The organism is Arthrobacter sp. 1088 (assembly GCF_031455315.1).
Classification (GTDB): domain Bacteria; phylum Actinomycetota; class Actinomycetes; order Actinomycetales; family Micrococcaceae; genus Arthrobacter.
Genome location: NZ_JAVDSM010000018.1, coordinates 1 through 18,562 on the forward strand (window position 1 = coordinate 1; position 18,562 = coordinate 18,562).

General features: G+C 62.0%; 22 protein-coding genes and 1 tRNA gene. 11 read left to right on the plus strand and 12 right to left on the minus strand.

What is annotated here, in order from left to right; genetic code table 11:
• Window positions 1–213: 213 nt before the first annotated feature.
• The 7 genes from ureG to J2Y41_RS21215 all read right to left on the minus strand — a co-directional run bounded on the left by ureG (window position 214) and on the right by J2Y41_RS21215 (window position 5,264).
• Window positions 214–831 (minus strand): urease accessory protein UreG, encoded by a 618-nt coding sequence (gene ureG, locus J2Y41_RS21185; RefSeq protein ID WP_309931492.1) that lies wholly within the window; start codon window positions 829–831, stop codon window positions 214–216.
• Between the two features lie 15 nt (window positions 832–846).
• The gene (locus J2Y41_RS21190; RefSeq protein ID WP_309931494.1) at window positions 847–1,518 is read right to left on the minus strand and encodes an urease accessory protein UreF; all 672 of its coding nucleotides are present in this window, start codon (window positions 1,516–1,518) and stop codon (window positions 847–849) included.
• A gap of 141 nt (window positions 1,519–1,659) precedes the next feature.
• Window positions 1,660–2,133 carry an urease accessory protein UreE gene (gene ureE / locus J2Y41_RS21195; RefSeq protein WP_309931496.1) on the minus strand — a complete coding sequence of 158 codons (474 nt, stop codon included), beginning with the start codon at window positions 2,131–2,133 and terminating at the stop codon, window positions 1,660–1,662.
• A gap of 7 nt (window positions 2,134–2,140) precedes the next feature.
• Entirely contained in the window at window positions 2,141–3,871 is a 1,731-nt protein-coding gene (gene ureC, locus J2Y41_RS21200) for an urease subunit alpha (RefSeq protein WP_309931498.1), read from the minus strand.
• On the minus strand, window positions 3,868–4,236 hold the full coding sequence (locus tag J2Y41_RS21205; RefSeq protein ID WP_224094672.1) for an urease subunit beta: 369 nt from the start codon (window positions 4,234–4,236) through the stop codon (window positions 3,868–3,870). The genes ureC and J2Y41_RS21205 overlap by 4 nt, the downstream gene beginning before the upstream one ends.
• Window positions 4,237–4,245: 9 nt before the next feature.
• Window positions 4,246–4,548 (minus strand): urease subunit gamma, encoded by a 303-nt coding sequence (locus tag J2Y41_RS21210; RefSeq protein WP_224094669.1) that lies wholly within the window; start codon window positions 4,546–4,548, stop codon window positions 4,246–4,248.
• A 95-nt stretch (window positions 4,549–4,643) separates the two neighbouring features.
• Window positions 4,644–5,264, minus strand: coding sequence for a DedA family protein (locus J2Y41_RS21215; RefSeq protein WP_224094667.1), 621 nt, complete (start codon window positions 5,262–5,264; stop codon window positions 4,644–4,646).
• Between the two features lie 157 nt (window positions 5,265–5,421).
• Between J2Y41_RS21215 and J2Y41_RS21220 the strand changes: the two genes are divergently transcribed.
• Both J2Y41_RS21220 and J2Y41_RS21225 read left to right on the plus strand, forming a co-directional pair.
• A complete protein-coding gene (locus tag J2Y41_RS21220) occupies window positions 5,422–6,621 on the plus strand; it encodes a pyridoxal phosphate-dependent aminotransferase (RefSeq protein WP_224094666.1) in 1,200 nt (399 codons plus the stop codon).
• The gene (locus J2Y41_RS21225; RefSeq protein WP_309931503.1) at window positions 6,618–7,577 is read left to right on the plus strand and encodes a D-glycerate dehydrogenase; all 960 of its coding nucleotides are present in this window, start codon (window positions 6,618–6,620) and stop codon (window positions 7,575–7,577) included. The genes J2Y41_RS21220 and J2Y41_RS21225 overlap by 4 nt, the downstream gene beginning before the upstream one ends.
• Window positions 7,578–7,639: 62 nt before the next feature.
• Here J2Y41_RS21225 and J2Y41_RS21230 read toward each other — a convergent pair whose 3' ends face one another.
• Window positions 7,640–8,743: a D-TA family PLP-dependent enzyme gene (locus J2Y41_RS21230; RefSeq protein ID WP_309931506.1), complete on the minus strand. Its 1,104-nt coding sequence runs from the start codon at window positions 8,741–8,743 to the stop codon at window positions 7,640–7,642.
• 228 nt (window positions 8,744–8,971) lie between these two features.
• Between J2Y41_RS21230 and J2Y41_RS21235 the strand changes: the two genes are divergently transcribed.
• From J2Y41_RS21235 to J2Y41_RS21260, 6 genes are all read left to right on the plus strand, one after another.
• Window positions 8,972–9,691, plus strand: a complete 720-nt coding sequence (locus J2Y41_RS21235; protein ID WP_309931508.1) for a GAF and ANTAR domain-containing protein — start codon at window positions 8,972–8,974, stop codon at window positions 9,689–9,691.
• Between the two features lie 5 nt (window positions 9,692–9,696).
• Window positions 9,697–9,993: a hypothetical protein gene (locus J2Y41_RS21240; RefSeq protein ID WP_224166032.1), complete on the plus strand. Its 297-nt coding sequence runs from the start codon at window positions 9,697–9,699 to the stop codon at window positions 9,991–9,993.
• Complete coding sequence (locus tag J2Y41_RS21245) at window positions 9,986–10,780, plus strand: GAF and ANTAR domain-containing protein (RefSeq protein ID WP_309931511.1); 795 nt, start codon at window positions 9,986–9,988, stop codon at window positions 10,778–10,780. The genes J2Y41_RS21240 and J2Y41_RS21245 overlap by 8 nt, the downstream gene beginning before the upstream one ends.
• A gap of 127 nt (window positions 10,781–10,907) precedes the next feature.
• The gene (locus J2Y41_RS21250; protein ID WP_224166030.1) at window positions 10,908–11,630 is read left to right on the plus strand and encodes a GAF and ANTAR domain-containing protein; all 723 of its coding nucleotides are present in this window, start codon (window positions 10,908–10,910) and stop codon (window positions 11,628–11,630) included.
• 11 nt (window positions 11,631–11,641) lie between these two features.
• Window positions 11,642–11,992 (plus strand): hypothetical protein, encoded by a 351-nt coding sequence (locus tag J2Y41_RS21255; protein WP_224094661.1) that lies wholly within the window; start codon window positions 11,642–11,644, stop codon window positions 11,990–11,992.
• 111 nt (window positions 11,993–12,103) lie between these two features.
• The gene (locus tag J2Y41_RS21260) at window positions 12,104–12,493 is read left to right on the plus strand and encodes a hypothetical protein (protein WP_224166028.1); all 390 of its coding nucleotides are present in this window, start codon (window positions 12,104–12,106) and stop codon (window positions 12,491–12,493) included.
• Window positions 12,494–12,581: 88 nt separating this feature from the next.
• On the opposite strand, the gene J2Y41_RS21265 is transcribed toward J2Y41_RS21260, so the two are convergent.
• A tRNA-Lys gene (locus J2Y41_RS21265) sits at window positions 12,582–12,654 on the minus strand.
• A gap of 239 nt (window positions 12,655–12,893) precedes the next feature.
• Here J2Y41_RS21265 and J2Y41_RS21270 point away from each other — a divergent pair.
• The 3 genes from J2Y41_RS21270 (at window position 12,894) to J2Y41_RS21280 (ending at window position 15,522) form a co-directional block, all read left to right on the plus strand.
• On the plus strand, window positions 12,894–13,553 hold the full coding sequence (locus J2Y41_RS21270) for a hypothetical protein (RefSeq protein WP_216922681.1): 660 nt from the start codon (window positions 12,894–12,896) through the stop codon (window positions 13,551–13,553).
• A gap of 333 nt (window positions 13,554–13,886) precedes the next feature.
• Window positions 13,887–14,504 carry a DUF47 domain-containing protein gene (locus J2Y41_RS21275; protein ID WP_224166027.1) on the plus strand — a complete coding sequence of 206 codons (618 nt, stop codon included), beginning with the start codon at window positions 13,887–13,889 and terminating at the stop codon, window positions 14,502–14,504.
• 1 nt (window position 14,505) lies between these two features.
• Complete coding sequence (locus tag J2Y41_RS21280) at window positions 14,506–15,522, plus strand: anion permease (protein WP_309931515.1); 1,017 nt, start codon at window positions 14,506–14,508, stop codon at window positions 15,520–15,522.
• 154 nt (window positions 15,523–15,676) lie between these two features.
• Here the strand turns inward: J2Y41_RS21280 and pstB are convergent, their stop codons facing one another.
• From pstB to pstC, 3 genes are all read right to left on the minus strand, one after another.
• Window positions 15,677–16,456 carry a phosphate ABC transporter ATP-binding protein PstB gene (gene pstB / locus J2Y41_RS21285; protein ID WP_309931517.1) on the minus strand — a complete coding sequence of 260 codons (780 nt, stop codon included), beginning with the start codon at window positions 16,454–16,456 and terminating at the stop codon, window positions 15,677–15,679.
• 63 nt (window positions 16,457–16,519) lie between these two features.
• On the minus strand, window positions 16,520–17,623 hold the full coding sequence (gene pstA, locus J2Y41_RS21290) for a phosphate ABC transporter permease PstA (RefSeq protein WP_224094653.1): 1,104 nt from the start codon (window positions 17,621–17,623) through the stop codon (window positions 16,520–16,522).
• The gene (pstC, locus tag J2Y41_RS21295; RefSeq protein ID WP_224166024.1) at window positions 17,624–18,556 is read right to left on the minus strand and encodes a phosphate ABC transporter permease subunit PstC; all 933 of its coding nucleotides are present in this window, start codon (window positions 18,554–18,556) and stop codon (window positions 17,624–17,626) included.
• Between the last annotated feature and the right edge of the window lie 6 nt (window positions 18,557–18,562).

Genomic DNA, 18,562 nt, shown 5'->3' on the forward strand with positions numbered 1-18,562 from the left:
TGGGATCCATGGTGTCGCTCATGATCAGTCCTTCCCGCCAGGCAAAGCCCGGCGTGTCAGGCCAACCACGGATCCACCGTTATTCAGACAGTCCCACGGATCGGCCAGCACGCTCGGCGACGCGCAATTGGAGTTCGCCCCTCGGCGTCCTAAACGCTGAGGCGGCTGAGCCGGGCGCCGCCCCTGGTGAGATGAGAGTGGACTTGGGCGGGGTCATACGGCCAAGTCGAGCATCAGGACGTCTCGGCGGATCCACTCCAAGACGGCGTCCAACCCTTCGTCGGTCTTCAGGTTGGTGAAGCAGAAGGGTTTGTTGCCGCGGAATTCCTTGGAGTCCCGCTCCATTACCGCGAGGTCCGCCCCCACAAACGGCGCGAGGTCCGTTTTGTTGATGATGAAGAGGTCGGATTTGATCATGCCTTGGCCGGCTTTGCGGGGGATCTTTTCGCCTTGGGCTACGTCGATGATGTAGATCGAGAAGTCGACGAGTTCGGGGCTGAATGTGGCTGAGAGGTTGTCGCCGCCGGATTCGACGAAGATGACTTGAAGGTCGGGGTGCCGGGTTTTGAGTTCTTCGATGGCTGCTGTGTTCATGGAGGTGTCTTCACGGATGGCGGTATGGGGGCAGCCGCCGGTTTCGACGCCGATGATGCGGTCTTCGGGCAGGATGCCGTTGGCTGCGAGGATTTTGGCGTCTTCGATGGTGTAGATGTCGTTGGTGATGGCGGCCATGGAAATGTCGCGGCTCATGTGGCGCGTGATGCGTTCGACGAGTTGGGTCTTGCCGGCACCGACGGGTCCGCCGACGCCGATTTTGATGGGTTCAGACATGTGTGTCCTCCTGGGTTAGCTCATGAACATGCGGGCGCGTTGGCGCTCGTGCCGCATTTGTGAAATTTCAAGTCCGGGGCTGACGGCCCCAAAGTCGTCCCAGCACAGTTGTGCTATATCCCGGACGGCGGCAGCGACGGCGTCGTGCGCGTGCCGAAGTACCCGCTGCCCTGCGTTCTGCCCAAGCGGTATGGCGCGCACGGCGTTCTGGGTCAGGGAAGTGACGGTGGCAAACAAATAAGCAGAAACAGCCTCTTCGTATGGAACCTGCAGTGACCGAGCAACCACCCCAAAAGCCAACGGTTGATGCCCCCCAGCGCTCCCCTCACGAACCAGATCCCGATAGCGATCCAACTCAGCCGACGGAAATACCTCCCCGCCAATCTCGAGCAACCGCCCACCCATCTTCAAAGAAGCCTCCCGAACCTCCCGAGCCAACAGCTGCGAAGAAAGAACAGAATCCAACAAGCCAACATCCACCCCCTCATACAAGAACCGCACGGCCAACCCATCCGAATAGGTCAACTGCTGCCCAACAAAAGCAGAAAGCCAAACCCGGAACGACCCCTCATCACCAACAAGCCCGCGGTGGATGTAGCTCTCAAACCCCAAAGAATGAGCAAACGCCCCCGTAGGCAACGCAGAGTCGACCAACTGCTGAAGAGCCAGCTGATATGTCGCACTCAAAGCGCACCGCCCGAGGTGCGGACTGCGCGCTGGAGCGGAGCTGGGAAGGGGGCCGCGGCGTGGCGGGCATCGCGGAGCGGGCACGGCCCCCTTCCCAGTGGAGCGCAAGCGCGCGCACCCAACCTGACGCAGCGCAGGGCTTTAGTGCGAATGCTCAGCATGGCGGAAGGGCACCGGCATGACCCGCTCTTGCCTGTCGTAGGGGACGCCGACGCTCTTCAGGTAGTCCTCGACCGTGTGGTCATACTGGCAGACCATGACGTCGGCCCCGTATTCGGATGAGGTGTCGAAGAATTGCGCCTGCAGATGCCGGTTGCCGAGGGAGTGTGCGACGACCCCCATTTCGTGGATGCTGCGCGGAGCTATGACGAGGACGTCTGTTGGCAGCACGGAGATGAAGATGAGGTTGGTGTCGTCGGCGGCGAGGATGTCGCCGTCGCGCAGGTCGCCGGATCCGGCGGGGAGCCGGATGCCGAGTTCTTTGCCGTGGTCGGTGGTGACGCGTTGGATGCGTTTGACGAGCAGGGCGCTGGGCAGGATCACTTTTTCTTTGTGGCGGCCGGCGTAGGCGTCGGGCTGTTCGTGGAGGTTGCCCAGGATTTTTTCGATGATCATGAGGGTCCTAGAAGAGGTGGTAGCGCTGCGCCATGGGCAGCACGTCGGAGGGTTCGCAGGTGGCTTCGACGCCGTCCACTGTCACCTTGTAGGTTTCGGGGTCGACGACGATGTCGGGGGTTTCGCCGTTCAACTTGAGGTCGGCTTTGCGCAGGTTCCTGATGCCGGTGACGGGCCGGATGAGGCGTTCGAGGCCAAGCTCGGCCGGCACTCCGGCGTCGATCGCGGCTTTGGAGAGGAACGTGATGGACGTGTGTTGGAGCGCTCTTCCGTAGGTGGCGAACATGGGCCGCATGGTGCGGGGCTGCGGCGTGGGAATGGAGGCGTTGGAGTCGCCCATGAGTGCGTAGGCGATCTGTCCGCCTTTGATGACGAGCTCGGGTTTCACTCCGAAGAAGGCGGGGTCCCACAACACGAGGTCCGCGAATTTTCCTTCTTCAACGGAGCCAATGACGTCTGCCATGCCCTGTGCGATGGCGGGGTTGATGGTGTATTTGGCTATGTAGCGTTTGAGCCGGAAGTTGTCGCTTTCCGCTGAGCCGTGCGGCGCGCCGGTTGGGTCCTTCAGTATGCCGCGCTGCCGTTTCATGGCATCGGCCACTTGCCAGGTCCGGGTGATCACCTCGCCTACGCGGCCCATTGCCTGGGAGTCCGAGGACGTGATGGCGAAGATGCCGAGATCGTGCAGGACGTCCTCGGCTGCGATGGTTTCGGCACGGATGCGGGAGTCGGCGAAGGCCACGTCTTCCGGGATGTCCGGGTTGAGGTGGTGGCAGACCATGAGCATGTCCAGGTGCTCTTCTATGGTGTTTTTGGTGTACGGCAGCGTGGGGTTGGTGGACGCTGGGAGCACGTTGGGCAGCCCGGCGATCTTGATGATGTCCGGGGCGTGGCCGCCGCCGGCGCCCTCTGTGTGGAAGGTGTGGATGACCCGGCCGTCGATTGCGTTGATGGTGTCTTCCACGAAGCCGCATTCGTTGAGGGTGTCTGTGTGGATAGCCACTTGGATGTCGTATTCGTCGGCCACCCGCAGTGACATGTCTATGGAGGACGTGGTGGAGCCCCAGTCCTCATGGACTTTCAGGCCTACGGCACCGGCGCGGATCTGCTCCGCGAGGGGCTCGACGGCGGACGCGTGGCCTTTGCCCAGCAGGCCGATATTGATGGGGAGCCCTTCGGCAGCCTGGAGCATGCGCGAGATGTGCCAGGATCCGGGCGTGATGGTGGTGGCTTTGGTTCCTTCCGCAGGTCCCGTGCCCCCGCCCACCATCGTGGTCACGCCGCTGCAGAGTGCAGTGGGAACCTGTTCGGGGGAAATGAAATGGATGTGTGTGTCGATGCCGCCGGCTGTGAGGATTTTGCGTTCCCCGGCGATGATCTCGGTGCTGGCGCCGATCACGATGTCCACGCCGTCCATGATCTGCGGGTTGCCGGCTTTGCCGATCTTGAAAATGTGCCCGTCCTTCAGGGCGACGTCAGCCTTGTAGATCCCTGAGTAGTCCAGGACGATGACGTTGGTGATGACAGTGTCGGGGATGTCCTCGGAGCGGGTCGCCTGGCCGTTTTGGCCCATGCCGTCGCGGATTACTTTGCCGCCCCCGAAGACCACTTCTTCGCCGTAGACGGTGTAGTCGTTCTCAATTTCGAGGAACAGTTCCGTGTCCGCCAGGCGGATGGCGTCACCTGTCGTTGGGCCGTACAGCTCGGCGTATTGCCGGCGGGGAAGCTCGAAGCTCACTTCGCATCTCCTTCCATAGCAACACCCGGGCGAGCGGTCCCGCCGGGGCGGGTGCCGCCGTCGAGCATTCCATTGACGGCGTTACTCAGGCCGAAAACTTCGCGGGAACCTGCCAGCTCCACCAGGTGCACGGTCTTCTTGTCGCCCGGTTCAAAGCGGGCTGCTGTGCCGGCCGGGATGTCCAAGCGGCGGCCGTACGCGGCTTCACGGTCGAACTCCAGGGCGCGGTTGGCCTCCGCGAAGTGGTAGTGCGAACCGATCTGGACTGGACGGTCGCCTCGATTGACAACCTCGACGGCGATCGCCTCACGGCCGTTGTTGCACGCGATTGGCTCGGGGCGCAGCCTGTATTCACCGGGGATCATGGGTGGCTCCTATCGGATGGGGTTGTGGACTGTGACGAGCTTTGTGCCATCGGTGAAGGTGGCTTCGATTTGGACGTCGTGGATCATCTCCGGCACGCCTTCCATCACGTCCTCGCGGCTCAGCAACGTGGTTCCGTAACTCATGAGCTCCGCGACGGATTTGCCGTCCCGCGCGCCCTCGATGAGCTCGTAGCTGATGATCGCTATGGCTTCCGGGTAGTTCAGCTTCAATCCGCGCGCCTGCCTTCGCCTGGCCAGATCGGCAGCCACCACGATCATGAGTTTTTCCTGCTCACGGGGCAAAAGATGCATCAATTCTCCTCAAAAGCCGCTACCTGGGTGCACACTAAGGGACAGTTTGTGATCAGCGTAAGGACTGGACGTTTCCGCCACGTTTCCAGAGGGTCTCAGTCAGCTGTGGGTTTTGCCGCCGTTCGATGCTTTCGGACCTGCCACACGCCGAGCATGACAACCACGACGACGCCCACCACCACTGCGGCACCGCGCCCCACTGCATGGGCTAGTTCTTCGTAGGAGTTCCCGGCGATGAATCCCAGGGTCACGAACAGTGCACCCCAGATGATGCCACCTGTGAAGTTCCAGATGGCGAAGCGGCGGTAGGGCATCCGGCTGAGCCCGGCGAGCGCCGGCATGACGGCGCGGAAAAAGGCGGTGAAGCGGCCGAGGAATACGGCGAGGCCGCCACGGCGGGCGAGGAAATCCTCGGCTTTCTGCAGCTGGGCCCGTCTCTTATCCAGGAGTTTCAGGGCCATAATCCGTGGACCCAGGTGTTTGCCGATCTCGTAGCCCACAGTGTCACCCAGGATGGCTGCCGAGATGACGATCATGATCATGCTCCACAGCGGAAGGTCACCACGGCTGGCAAAGACTCCCCCCACCACGGCCGCCGTTTCGCCTGGGATCACGAAGCCGATAAACAACGCGTCCTCGGCAAAGACCAGTGCGAACACGATGCACATCACTACCAGCGGGCTGGCGTGAAGGAGTCCGTCGAACAACGACTGCATGGGCTTGAGTGTGTCAGGTCAGCGGGTCCGGCGGGAGTCGTTTTCGCGCTCTGTTTTTAGTGACGGCTTATCCATAGACAGTCTAATACATCACTAATATACTAGTTGAGTACTTCACGTGAGACCGTAATCAGCTCGATGAGGAGTTAAACAGCAGATGCAGAAACTCGCACACCGGCTCGAACGTCTGGGCACCGAAACTGCTTTCAGCGTCGCGCAGGCCGCTGCCGCTTGGAAGTCGAAGGGAAACCTGGTGTATCCCTTCCACCTCGGCGATATCAATATCCCGACGGCCCCGCACATCGTTGAGGCCATGAACAAGGCCATTGCCGACGGGTACACGGGCTACTGCCCGGGTCCTGGCATCCCCCAGCTCCGGGAAGCCCTGGCCGAGGACCTAGGGTCACGGCGTGGCATGGAGTTCTCTCCGGAGAACGTTGTGGTGATGACCGGCGGCAAGCCAGTGATCACCAAGTTCCTGCAGGCGGTCATGAACCCCGGCCAGGAAGTGCTCTACCCCAATCCCGGCTTCCCGATCTACGAGTCGCAGATCGAATACCTCGGCGGGACGGCCGTCCCGTACCGTTACGTGCCCACGAGCAAGGGCTTCGCGATCGACCTTGACCAGGTCCGTGCGTCCATCACTCCGAACACGGCCGCGATCATCTACAACGACCTGCAGAACCCCATCTCTGCCGAGTCCACGGCGGCCGAACGTGAAGCCATCGCCCAAATCGCGATCGAGCACGACCTCTGGGTCCTATCCGACGAAGCGTATTTCGAAACCCGCTACGAAGGTGTCTCCAGCTCGATTGCTTCCCTTCCGGGCATGGCCGAACGCACCGTGATCCTGTACACGTTCAGCAAGAAGTTCGCCATGACCGGCTCACGCCTTGGCTGTGCTGTGGCCCCGCGCGAGATCGCGCAGGTGCTCAGCACCCTGAACACCAACGATGAATCGTGCACCACGCACTACGTGCAGTGGGCCGGCATCGAAGCACTCCGCGGCCCCCAGGAACCGGTGCAGCAGATGCTGGACATCCTGAAGGAACGCCGGGACGCCGCGTGCGACATTGTCAACGCCATCCCCGGCATGAGCGTGGCCGTGCCCCAGTCCACGTTCTACCTGTTCCCCGACGTCACCGAAGCCATGCAGCGGCTGGGCTACACCGCCGTCGGCGACTTCGCTTCCGACGCCCTATACAAGACGGGCGTTTCCTTCTGCACCCGTGAACACTTCGGCCGGCGACTGCCAGGCGAGGAACGGCAGTACATCCGCCTGGCCTACTCCGGCATCGAAGCGGACGCCATCCGTGAGGGCCTGGGCCGCCTGCGCGAATGGATCGAGGCAGCATGAGCCGCGTAGTCGTCACAGGACGCGTGCCCCAGCCGGCACTCGAAAAGCTCCGCGCTTCCCACGACGTTGACGCGTGGGAAGGCTCCGAATCAATCAGCCGCGAGGAACTCCTCCGCCGCGTTGCCGGAGCCGACGCGATCGTCAGCCTGCTCACCGAACGCATCGACGCTGAACTGCTCGACGCCGCCGGACCGCAGCTGAAGGTCGTCTCCAACGTCGCCGTGGGTTACGACAATATCGACGTCCCTGCCTGCACGGAACGCGGCATCACCGCCACCAACACCCCGGGCGTGCTTACCGAAGCCACAGCCGACATCGCGTTCGGACTCATCCTCATGGCCACCCGTCGGCTCGGCGAGGGCGAACGGCTCATCCGGGCCGGTCAGCCATGGAAATGGGGCATGTTCTTCCTGCTCGGCTCCAGCCTGCAGGGCAAGACCCTGGGCATCGTCGGAATGGGAGGCATCGGACAAGCCACAGCCCGCCGGGCCAAGGCCTTCGGCATGGAGATCGTGTACCAGTCCCGCAGCGAAATCGACCCCGCCGTCGCCGCAGAACTCGGCGCACGGCGGGTGGAGCTCGACGAACTGCTTGCCATCTCCGACGTCGTCTCACTGCACTGCCCGTACGGGCCGGGCACGCACCACCTGATCGGCGCCGAGCAACTCAGCACAATGAAGGACTCCGCCTACCTCGTCAACACGGCCCGCGGACCCATCATCGACGAATCCGCACTCGCCCTGGCCCTCCGCGAAGGACAGATCGCAGGCGCAGGCCTTGATGTGTTTGAACAAGAACCCAAGGTGCATCCGTGGTTGCTGGAGCTGGAAAACGTGACGCTGGTGCCGCACCTCGGCTCCGCCACCGTCGAAACGCGCACTGCCATGGCAGTACTCGCGGCGGATAACACGCTCGCCGTGCTCGGAGGGAAACAACCGCCGACTCCCATCGGCTAAGGGACACGACAGTTGCTGTGACGGCGGGTAAATTTCCCCGCCGTCACAGCCCCATACCCCAACTAGTTATTCTTGCCGCGCGCTGCGACCTTCCATGTGTCCACCACTGCCCCCTCACGAACCACAGTGACCTCGTCCACGCGGTTCATGGCCAGGCAAACGTGGTTGGGGATCAGCCTGAGCCGCGTGCCCAGGACAGGAAGCTCCTCAGAGTCCGGCCAAACAACTGTGGCGTGGTGTTCGGAGAGCGCCGTAATCCTGGCCTCCCGGTATTCCGGCAGACGCCCGTATCCGGTGGCCCAGTCGGGGCGGTCGCTGCCCAGGATCTTGCTGCCTGCGTCCACCACCACCCGCCGGACATTCCCGCCGTCGGACTCGTGGCGGCTGACCACAGTCGCAGCGACAGTCAGCGCGATGTCATCCCACGTGCACCGTTCGAGTTCAAGCTGTTGGGCGTCTCCGAAAACATAGACGCCCGGGCGGAGCTCAGTGGCCAGGGTTTCGGCGTCGAGCAATGCGGTCGGGGTAGAGCCGCCGCTGACGGTGCGGACCTCAAAACCGGCGTGCTCCAATGCGGCAGAAGCACGGCCAAGGGCCTCATTCTCGTTACTCGCTGCATCCCTTGGCATTCCCGGTTTGTAACTGTGTCCGGGGAATGTGAAGACGCCCGCAATGTTCAAGCCGTTTGCCGAAGCCGCCCGCGCAACCTCCACCACTTCTCCGGGCAGGACCCCGCTGCGGTGATGCCCGCTGTCCACTTCGATCAGAACATCGATGCTTCTGGCGTCGGCGCCCAACTGGCGTCCCATCGCCGTCGCGCTTTCCGCTGAATCGGTGCCCACCGCGATGCTGCACGTCCTGGCAAGCTTCCGCAGCCGCTCAGCGTGGTGCGCCTCAACCCACAGCGGGTAGGCGATGAAGATATCCGTGGCGCCGCCGGCTGCGAAGACTTCGGCTTCCCCGATCGTCGCAACCGTCAGCCCAACTGCTCCAGCCGCGAGCTGCTTGGCTGCGATCTCCAAGGTCTTGTGTGTCTTCACATGCGGGCGGAGCCTCAGTCCCCTGCTCAGCATGCTCGATGCCATGCGTTGAATATTCCGGTCGAGGATATCGACGTCGATCATGATGGCTGGTGTGACGATTCCGTCCGGGACTCCGTAATTCATTCTTAGAACAGTAACGTCCTACGGCCCGGATCCGCTCGCCGGGTGGCTGGAATACATCGTTGCAGACAGGCGGCACTGTTGCGCCGGATGGCCCAGGCGTAGTGTCGGTAGTAGGAGATTTCGGGTGTGGCAAATGGTCCGGAGTTAACTATCCGGGTTGTGCGCGAACTCGAGCGCACTGCCGCCAGCCGGAGTCAATCGCTCTGGCATTGCCTGGAATGAGGCCGAATGGCCCAGAACGATGCAGTACCCACAGCGGAACAGTTGCAGGACCTGCTGTTGGAGAGCCCCGGATTCACGGAATTCCTCCTTGGTTTGACCACTATTTCGGCTTCCTTGTTGGGCGGGGATGTCCCCATGCTGTGTGCCATTACCGTAGAACGGGACGCGGGCCCGTCCACGGTGGCGAGCAGCACAGAGGCGGCTCAGCGCCTGGACGAGAAACAGTACGAGTTCGACGACGGCCCATGCCTTACCGCGCTCCGGCAACGGCAGACCGTCTTGGTTGAGGACCTTCAGGCCAACGTCCGCTGGCAGAACTACGCCGACGCTGTTTCGCAGGAAGCTATCACGACCATGTTGGCGGTACCGATCCCTACCGACGACGACTCAAGGGCCGCGCTGAACTGCTACTCCACCGAAGCAGGAACGTTCGATCCAGAGACCGTGGCATCCATTGTGAAGCACGCAGAATCCTTGTCCAGGATTCTCCGGCTCGCCCTGCGCCTGCACACACCGGATCCATATCCTGTGCACCTGCGTTCCGCGTTGGAATCGCGGGCGATAGTGGATGCGGCTATTTCCCTCATCATGATGCAGAACCGTTGCAGCCGGGACGCTGCCGTCAGGCTCATACAGTTGGCGTCGCGCAACAGCGATAAGCGGCTGCACGAAATTGCCGAAGACATCCTGAAACGGGCCGGTCACGAGGATAAGGAGGGTAGGTAGGCTCTATGAACTCCGAACCCTGGGGGGCACCGGAAAACGACAATGAATATGACCAGCGCATGCACGCCGCCGATAGATTCCGAAACGGAACAGTAAGCCTCAACAGTCTGTGGATCTACTATTTCGGGATTGGCGGGGATGCCGATGAGCTGGCGCTGGACGCTTACCTCAACGGACTTCTGGTTCTTGCCCCAGGCCAGATGGAACTCGTAGATACTGCTTTCAGGGAGCTCACATCAGACGGCCGGATAGAACCGGCGGGCAATAGTGCCGATGAATATCAAAGGAACGGTAATGACTGAAACCCAGCCATCGCGCCACATCGCAAGTCCTCCCAGTTATCTTGGTCATTATGAGGACAGGCTGGATCTGACGGACTTCGTTGAACATCTGCAGGATCTCTTGGTGGAAAATGCCGATATCCGTGAATTCCTCCAGGACCTCGCTGAGTTGATCGCGCAGAAGCTCACAAGGAACGGAAACACGATTGCCTGCGGAGTCACCGTCATTCGGCAGAAGAAACCCGTGGCCGTGGCTGATAGCGATCCCCTGGCACGCAAACTGGACGAGATCCAGAACAGTTTCGGCGATGGCCCTTGCCTATCGGCCCTTCGCACACGAACGATCAGCCACGTCCCGAACGTTTATGAGGAAGATCGCTGGCCTGAGTACATGCGGGCCGCAGCGGCTTCCAACGTGGGCTCCATCCTGGCCTTTCCCATGGAATTGAACAGCACGGCGGAGGCCGTGGTGAATCTCTACTCCGAGCGCCCCCATGGCTTCTCCCACGAGGACTTATTGTCGGCAGAGCGCGTTACTGCAACTGCGGCCAAAGCCCTCCATCTGGCCTTGAAGATCGCCCAGTTGCGGGACGCGCGCGAGAACCTCACCGCCGCTCTCGAATCCCGCACGACCATAGACACCGCCGTCGGAATCATCATGGCGCAGAACCGCTGCAGCCGGGACGCGGCCTTCCAAATCCTCGTCAGCGCGTCCAGCCACCGCAACATCAAACTCCGGGCAGTGGCCCAGGGGATCATCGCCCACATTGCCGGGGATCGGAGGATCTCAGCACCTTTTGAGGAATAGGAAGCAGCCTGACTACATGCGGTTTTTCTGGTCCAAAACCCATTAGGCTGGATTTGGAACACGGGAGTCCAGCGATTCAAAGATTGTTTCAGTCGGCCAGCCGACCTGAACGGCCGGGAAGAAGATCATGACCAAGAAGCACCTTCCTCTGGACGAACTCTCGGGCGCCATCGGCCGGATTCTTGGCCTCCTGTTGACCGAGGAAAAGGTTGACCAAGCCGTTCAAAGCCTGTCGCTGGCCATCAAGGAGTCCGTACCCGGCACACTTGGCGCAGGCGTCTCCATCCTGGATTCGCAGGCACGGAGGACCAGCACTGGATTCACCGACAACATCGTGGAGCAGGCGGACTTCCTACAATATGATCTGGGCCAGGGTCCCTGCCTGACAGCGTGGGCCTCGGAAGAAAGCGTGCTGATCGAAGACCTAGGCACGGACACGCGCTGGCCGGAATGGCGTACTGCCGTCAGCTCCCTTCCCATCAGGTCAGTGGTCAGCGCACCCCTGATAGCAAACGGACGCAGCATTGGCGCTATTAAGATCTACGCGCCGGAACCTGCCGTCTTTGATGCAGGCACAGTCACGCTGATGGAGCTCTTCGCTTCCCCTGCTGCCACCCTTCTTTCCCACATTCAAAGCACTGAGACACCCAAGCGCATCAGTGAGGGACTGCAGGCCGCCCTGCACAGCCGCGATTTGGTCAACCGGGCCTGCGGGATATTGATGGAACGCCACAAGATCACTCACGAACGGGCACTGCAGCAACTGATAGGGAACGCCCGCGACCAAAGCAGAACCCTGCAGGAAGTCAGCGCCGAGCTTGTAGCCGGGATTCCGGCAGACCACAACTAAGGCCGCCGGATATGGGCTTCGAACGTAAAGAACCCGAGCAACGCCGAAGGCTCCTGGAAGCCCTCTCCGCTGCGCGGATCAGCACGGGCACCCTGTGGCTGCAGTACTTCAGCATCGGCGGGTCCGTGGGTGAGTACGAAGTGGAGGCGTACCTGCAGGGAATGCTGTCCGTTCCGGAACTGGAAAGGGACCTCCTGGCAATGGCGGCGAACGAGCTCCTGAATAACCAACCCGGTCCCCACGCACCGTACGCTGACGAGCTTCCCAACTCGGATTCGAACGGTTCCGAGCCTGGCTCCGACCCGGCTCCAGGGACGGGTTCCGGCATGGACGCTCCAGGCGACGAAGCCGATCCCCACTAGCTGTCACACAGCGCTCATCCGCCTGCAACGCCCCTGCAACATGAATGCGAAAGGCTGGAGCCACAAGGCCAACCGGCCAAAGATGGCAACAGCCGGCTGAGGGGAGCAAACATGAGCACTGCAAACAGGGATCTATTCCAGGCGCTGAAAACGCAGGCCAGCCTGGCGCAGGCCTTTGGCACCTTGCCGGGCAGCAAGGAGGAGCCACACGCTCTCAGCCCAGGCGAATACATAGAGGCGTGGCACAACGGCCGCCTTTACCACCGGGGCACGGTGCTCAAGACAATCGCGGGTACCGATCTGTTCTGGCTCCAGGATGCAGAAACCGGGAGCCGACGACTGCTGGATATGGAATCACTGGAAATCGTCGCCGCCGGGCAACCGGCTCCTACGCCAGCAACAAAGGCGCCAGAGCCTTTCCACGACGCTCCGTCAGAGGAGACGGTCACACCTATTTCGCTGTATCCGATCTTCCAGGACGGATCACAGGCAATCGCCTAGGAAGCCCGGCATCGTGGGCTCAACACGGAACCCCACGCCGGGAACAAAAACAGGCCGGAGACTCAACGTCTCCGGCCTGCAGAAAGGGTGGGCCCTGTGGGGATCGAACCCACGACCCACGGATTAAAAGTCCGATGCTCTACCAACTGAGCTAAAGGCCCCTCCAGCTGTTGAAACAGCCATGAATACTGTACCTCAACGTCAAGCCAGTCGAGGAACGGGGCCTGCAACGCGGCGTCGTGACCTCTTTTGAGCGAAGAGCCGACGACGGCGCGCGGCGGCAGCGGCGCGTCGGCCCACCTCCAGCGGCAAAGTAGGTCGGGAAGGCGCACAGGCAGCAAGAAAGCAGCCAAAGAAACCGTTACTCGACCCCATCAGGGCACAGGAGTACGGTGAACTCATGAGCGAACAGCCAGGATCACGTGCGTACGGCGGAGCGAACAGGCACCACAAGCCCAAGCCCTTCGCGCCCATCGACTTCGAACCGTTCGCCGGTGGGGCAGATCCCGCCCGCGTCTCCGAGGCTGCCCACCTGGCCGCCCAGGCGCTCGTAAAACGTGGCCGTGACAGCGACGACCCCAAAGTCACCCGTCGCCTGGTGAAGCTGGCCGACGAGCAGGGCCTCGAAGCCATCGCCGAGATGTGGGCCGAAAGCCCCGCCCGTTCCCTGCCCGGTGCTTTGTGGAGGCTCTACGCCCTCCGCGCCGCCACCATCCAGAACCCCGAGCGCATTTCTGTTTACTTCAGGGCAGGCCGCGACACCGCCCAGGTATCCAACGTGGTTGCAGGGGCAGCGGAGCCACCCGGAGCCGACGAAATGAAGACCATGGCAGATGCCATTTTGTCCGGAGCGTTCGACGGCGATTTCGACGTCGCGCTGGAACGTTCCGCTGCGTTCTGCCGGGTTGTGGCGCTCGGCCAGGCAACCCTGGCGGACGGGGCGGAGCACAGCAATGAAAGCCATGCAAGCAAGCTCACACGCAACTCGCACCAGCTGGTAAAGACCGCCGAGGACCTCGAGCACGCAGCCAATGCATGGCGCTTGGGGGAGCTGGATTAGGGCCCAAAAACCCCTGAATTTACCCACGTCGGGCCTTGCCTGTCAATGTTGACTTAGCCGCACCGACGTAGAACACTGAAACTGGTGCCGAACCGCGAAACCCCCGGGCTTCAACTTATAGCCGCTCCGAGCGGCCTACCGCCGAGAGGCGTATCCGGTTCGGCACCATTTTTATGCCCAGGCCCGGATCAGGGCTAGCCACCCCTGAATGTGAGCCGCTGCCACACCCGCAGACTTAGCGGTGGCCGTCGTCGTACAGGTAAAGTTGGGGCCGAAGCGGGAAGCGTCAAGTCAAGCGGCCCGCAGCCCATCCGTCCCCGGCCCGGAAGCGAAATGAAGCTGCGCCTTTTCCCCCAGGAACCTGCCGGGCTCGTACTGCTCGCGCAGATGGCAGGCGTCATTGTGGCCGCCACCGGAACGCTCTCAGAGATCCTCGGCGCCCAGGCCAGTGAGCACGCACGCCTGACCGAGGAACTCCACGAGCACGAGTCGAAATCCCTGGACCTGCACTTTGCGCTCCTGACGCACATGCGCACCAGCTTCGTGAACCCGCTCCCCCGCGAGGACATGTACACGCTGTCCCGGCACCTCAACGAGGCCATGGAGAAGCTCGACGCCGCGGGCGAGTTGGTTGCGCTCTACAAGCTGGAACGCCTGCCCAAGCGCGCGGCCGACCAACTGGAGATCATCAGCCGCCAAGCCGAGCTGACGGTGGACGCCATGCGAAAGCTTGAGGACCTCGACGAACTCGAAGACTACTGGATTGAGATCCTCAGGCTGGCGAAACGTGCAGAGCGAACCCACCGCACATGGGTGGCCGAGATGCTGAAGGATATGAAATCGACGCAGTACGCCCGGCACAGGGACATCGCCAACCAGTTGGTGGAAGTCACCAAGGACATGCGTAAGATCGCCACGCAGGTAGGCAGCATCATCGTCAAGGAATCATGACGTGATCGTTGCATTCATGGTCCTCGTGGTGGGTTTGGCTTCAGGATTCGCTTTCCTTAACGGCTTCCGTGATGTCTCCAATGCCGTAGCACTTTCCACGAGGACACGAGCCCTCACGCCATCCGTGGCGGTCCTCCTGGCAGCTGTTTTCAACTTCATCGGCGCCATGCTCAGCGGCAGCTTCGTCCTCGCGTTTACGCAGTCCTGGATCATCCTGCCCAACGGCATTGGCGGGCTAACAATGCTGACGTCTGCCCTCGCCGCATCCATCATCTGGGGCGTATACGCGTGGTGGCGCGGCATCCCGTTGTCTTCCACCAACTCACTCGTGGGCGGATTGATCGGCGCGGGCGCTGCGAGCGTGCTGGTGGGCGGGCACTCGATCAACGGAGTGGACAACGTCCTCCTGACCCAGGTCGCTTTGCCCTTGGTCCTGTCACCTGTGATCGCTTTCGTGGCTGCCTATTTGCTCGTCTGGCCGGTGACCTGGGCTGCGCGCTATACGCAGCCGAATGTCATCAACAGGCGTTTCCGCCGGGCGCAAGCTGTCTCTGCTGCGGCCGTGGCTTTCGGCCATGGGCTCCAGGATGGCCAACGCACTGCGGCCGTTCTCCTGTTGGCACTGGTGGCGGCGGGATTGTCCAGTGGGGGCGAATTGCCCCTGTGGATCCTCGTTCTGACCGCGATCATGCTCACAGCGGGCACCATGTTTGGTGGCTGGAGGATCTCGCACACGCTGGGTCACAAGTTGATCCGCGTTGACCCTCTGCGAGGGTTTGTGGCCCAAACCCTGACTTCCATGATGCTCTTCATTGGCGCCATCGGCCTGCAGCTACCACTGTCCACAACCCATACGCTGACCGCATCCGTACTGGGAGCAGGCACCAACCAGCGCTTCGCCATCACCAACAGGCGTCTTGTTCGCAGGATTCTACTGTTTTGGGTTGCCACGCCGCTCGTCACGGCCGCAATGGCCTTCGTCCTTGAGCTGGCGTTCTCACCCCTGGCGGACCTCTGACCCGTCTGAGTCGCACTTAAGCGCGTTATGAGGGGTCAAAACGCGCACAATTGCGACTTACTTGGGTACAAAAAAGTGACGGCGGCCGTACCCCCAAGGCGACGGCCGCCGTCGTTCATTGCCGGCTCCCAAGAAAGCCGGAACCTGCAGACCCTTATCCGAAGCGGCCGGAGACGTAGTCTTCCGTGGCCTTCTGGGAAGGGTTGTTGAAGATGCTGGTGGTGTCAGCGAACTCGATGAGCTTGCCGGGCTTGCCGGTGCCGGCGATGTTGAAGAACGCAGTCTTGTCGGACACACGGGCAGCCTGCTGCATGTTGTGGGTAACGATCACCACGGTGTACTGGTCCTTGAGCTCATTGATGAGGTCCTCGACCGCCAGCGTGGAGATGGGGTCCAGAGCCGAGCAAGGCTCGTCCATGAGGATCACCTGGGGCTCAACAGCAATTGCGCGGGCGATGCAGAGGCGCTGCTGCTGGCCGCCCGAAAGGCCGGAACCTGGCTTGTCCAAGCGGTCCTTGACCTCATTCCACAGGTTGGCTCCGATCAAGGACTTCTCCAGCAGGGCATCTGCTTCGCCCTTGGAGATCTTCTTGTTGTTCAGCTTCACGCCGGCCAGGACATTGTCCCGAATCGACATCGTGGGGAACGGGTTGGGGCGCTGGAAAACCATGCCGACCTGCGTGCGCACGGTCACCGGGTCAACGCCGGGGTCGTAGAGGTTGTCGCCGTCGAGCAGGACCTCACCCTCGACGCGGGCACCGGGAAGGACCTCGTGCATGCGGTTCAGCGTTCGGAGGAAGGTGGACTTGCCACAACCGGACGGGCCAATGAAGGCCGTGACGGACTTGGCTTCAATGTTGATGTTGACGTCCTCGACAGCCAGGAAGCTGCCGTAGTAGACGTTCAAGTCTTTGACGTCGATGCGCTTGGACATGGTGTTCCTTATTCCTTGGGGGTTTATGGAAGTTGTTGGTTGGGGCCGAAAAACCGTCGCGGCCTAGCGTCCCGTTTTGGGAGCGAACAGGCGGGCGATGAGGCGGGCTCCGAGGTTCAGGAGCATCACCAGGATGATCAGCACCAAAGCGGCGCCCCATGCCCGCTGGTCCGAGGGGCCAGGGTTGGACGGCGACGTCGGGTTCAGGATCTGGGTGTAGATGAACGTGGGCAGCGAGGCCATCCAACCGCCAAAGACGTTGTTGTTGATAGTGGTCGCGAAGCCTGCAGTGACCAGGATGGGAGCGGTCTCGCCGATAACCCGGGCGATCGCCAAGGTAACGCCGGACGCAATGCCGGAGATCGCCGTCGGAATAACCACCTTGGTGATGGTGCGCCATTTACGCACGCCGAGCGCGTACGACGCCTCGCGGAGCTCGTTCGGGACGATCTTGAGCATTTCCTCGCTGGAGCGGACCACTACCGGGATCATCAGGACGGAAAGCGCGACGGCGGCTACCGCACCGGTCTTGGTGCCGGGGCCGACAACCGCGAAGAAAAATGCTGCCGCGAAGAGGCCGGCAACGATGGAGGGAATGCCGGTCATGACATCCACGAAGAACGTAATGGCTCGGGCCAGGGGACGGTCGTTGCCGTATTCCACCAGGTAGATGGCAGTGAGCAGGCCGACCGGCACGGAGATGACGGTGGCCAGGAGCGTGATCTGGAGGGTGCCCAGCAGCGCGTGATAGATGCCGCCGAGGACCTTGCCGCCTTCCTCGGCTGCCTTGTTATCGAAGGCACCGGTGACGCCGTTCATGGACGTACCAAGGAATCCGGGCGTTACCAGGCCGGGAATGCCGTTCACCAGCACGGTCCAGATGACGGAGATCAACGGCAGGAGCGCAATCAGGAAGGCCCCGACAATCAAGCACGTGGCCAGCTTGTCCTTGGCCTTGCGGGCGCCTTCGACGGCGCCGCTCCACGCCACCAGGCCGAGGGTGAACAGGACCGCGGAGACAAGGCCCCAGCCAAAGGCGTTGAACCCGATAAGGGCCAGAATGGCTGCGCCCACGATCAGGGCGACGGCCAGGACAATGTAAGGAGCGAACTTGGGCAGTTGGCCCTTGGTGAGCGCCGAGCGCTTGCGGACTACGGTGGCGGTCATTTAGTTGGCTCCCGAGAATTCTTTGTGCTTGGTGATGATCCAGCGGGCAATCATGTTCACGCCAAGGGTGATGACGAACAGCACCAGGCCTGCGGCGATCAACGTATTGACCTTGAGCCCGCTGGCTTCCGGGAAGTTCAGCGCAATTTCGGCGGCGATGGTCTGGTTGCCGGACTGGATGAGGCTTGCAGTCAAGACTCCCGAGGACAGCACCAGTGCAACCGCCATTGTCTCGCCAAGGGCACGGCCCAGGCCCAGCATGATGGCGCTCACGATTCCCGGACGACCAAACGGGAGTACCGCCATGCGGATCATTTCCCAGCGGGTGGCTCCCAATGCGAGCGCAGCTTCTTCGTGCAGCTTGGGGGTCTGCAGGAAGATTTCGCGGGACAGGGAGGTGATAATGGGAAGGACCATGACGGACAGGACGATGCCGGCGGTGAGGATGGTCTTGCCGGTGGCGGATGCCGGTCCCTGGAAGATCGGGATCCAGCCGAGGTTGTTGGCGAGCCAGTCGTAGGCCGGGGAGATTTCCTTGGCCAGGAAAGCCGCGCCCCACGCACCGTAGACGACGGAGGGGATGGCGGCCAGCAGGTCAACAACGTAGCCGAGCCCCGAAGCCAGCCGGCGCGGGGCGTAGTGCGAGATGAACAGGGCCACCCCGATTGCCACGGGGGTTGCGATGACAAGCGCGATCACGGCGGCGATGAGCGTGCCCACGACGATCGGGGCGATGTAGGCGAAGAAGCCGTGGCCGCCCTGGATGTCCGCAGGCGGTGCGACGAGCGCAGGGATTGCCTGCACCACGAGGAACAGGGCGACTCCGAAGAGAACCGCGAGAATCAGGCACCCTGCGGCCATGGCGGCCCCGGAGAAAACCTTGTCCCCGGCGCGTCCTGCGCCTTGGGAGGTTGTCAGGGAGTTGGTGGTCACTTCACG